This is a genomic window from Vibrio sp. 10N.222.52.C3 (genome assembly GCF_041474195.1).
Taxonomy (GTDB): Bacteria; Pseudomonadota; Gammaproteobacteria; order Enterobacterales; family Vibrionaceae; genus Vibrio; species Vibrio crassostreae_C.
Genome location: NZ_JBFRTQ010000195.1, coordinates 1 through 1,223, shown reverse-complemented (window position 1 = coordinate 1,223; position 1,223 = coordinate 1). Strand labels below are relative to the sequence as shown.

The following is a 1,223-nucleotide window of genomic DNA, read 5'->3' as shown; positions in this document are numbered from 1 at the left end:
TGAAGATGATACAGCTTAACGTTACCTCTGTATTGCAACTGACTCACCACTTTACACCAGCGATGATCGAAAGAAAAAGAGGCGGCATTTTAATGGTATCAAGTCTTTCTGGTCATATGGTTTCCCCATATTTTTCAAATTATGCAGGTACCAAAGCCTATGTTCTTCAGCTAGGTGCATCTCTTCATGGCGAACTTAAACCCAAAGGTATTGATGTAACGGTTCTTTCTCCTGGGTTAACAACTACACCGATGACTGCTGATAATGGTGTTGACTGGTCAAAACTACCAATGGTTGCAAAAGATCCAGCGGAAGTAGCAGAAATAGCTATCAATGGTTTGGGTAGAAAAGCAGTTGTGGTTCCAGGTAAACGTAATCGAATGACCGCTATTCTTTCTGGGATCATCTCCCACCAAAAGCAGGCAATAATGGGTGAATCAATGATTGGAAAAGCAATGCCCAAGAACAAAATGTAACCCCCAACAGTTTAAAACTTTAGTGAAAGAAAAAGGGAAAAAGGGAAAAAGCAATGATTAAAGTATACGTAATATACCCAAATAACGATGATGTGATTTTTGATTTTGATTACTACTGCAACAAACATGTTCCTATGATAGGAGAGCTTCTGGGAGACGCACTAAAAGGGGCGACAGTAGATGCAGGGCTAACAAGTGTTGTTCCTGGTGAAGCAGCGGCATATGTGGCGATTAGTACAATTTCATTTGAATCTATAGAGTCATTTCAAACGGCATTTGGCCCAAATGCAGAGAAGATAAAAGCTGATGTACCGAACTTCACTAATACCGTTCCAACAATTCAGCTTTGTGAGCAAAAAATATAGAACCGCAACTCTCTACGGTGAAAATGAGCAGGATACCGAATAATAAACAATTTGGATTCTGCTTAGTGTTATTTAATGAAATAAAATTGAAACTAAACGCTTGATAAAAAGAGTTAAATATGAATAAGAAAATCAAATTGGATATAGTGTCAGATGTGATTTGTCCTTGGTGTATTATCGGTTATAAGCGTTTAAATACCGCGATAAAAGAGCTTGGTATAGAAGATCGCATTGAGATTGAGTGGCAACCTTTTCAGTTAAATCCAGATATGCCGCTTGAAGGTGAAGACCTACGTGCCCACCTTAAAAGGAAGTACGGTACTACATTAGAAGATAGCATTCGTTTCAGAAAAGAGATGACAGAGCTTGGAGAAGACGTTGG

The 1,223-nt window shown here is 38.8% G+C and carries 3 protein-coding genes; all 3 read left to right on the top strand.

All coding sequences use genetic code 11. The annotated features are described in order from the left end of the window. Positions 1–476 (top strand): SDR family NAD(P)-dependent oxidoreductase (locus tag AB4517_RS21925; RefSeq protein ID WP_372149972.1); only part of this gene is annotated, 476 nt, incomplete at its 5' end. Between the two features lie 53 nt (positions 477–529). Beyond that, the gene (locus AB4517_RS21920; RefSeq protein WP_055024798.1) at positions 530–841 is read left to right on the top strand and encodes an EthD family reductase; all 312 of its coding nucleotides are present in this window, start codon (positions 530–532) and stop codon (positions 839–841) included. Between the two features lie 119 nt (positions 842–960). Beyond that, positions 961–1,223, top strand: a 263-nt coding sequence (locus tag AB4517_RS21915; RefSeq protein ID WP_372149969.1) for a DsbA family protein, incomplete at its 3' end; no start/stop codon positions are given.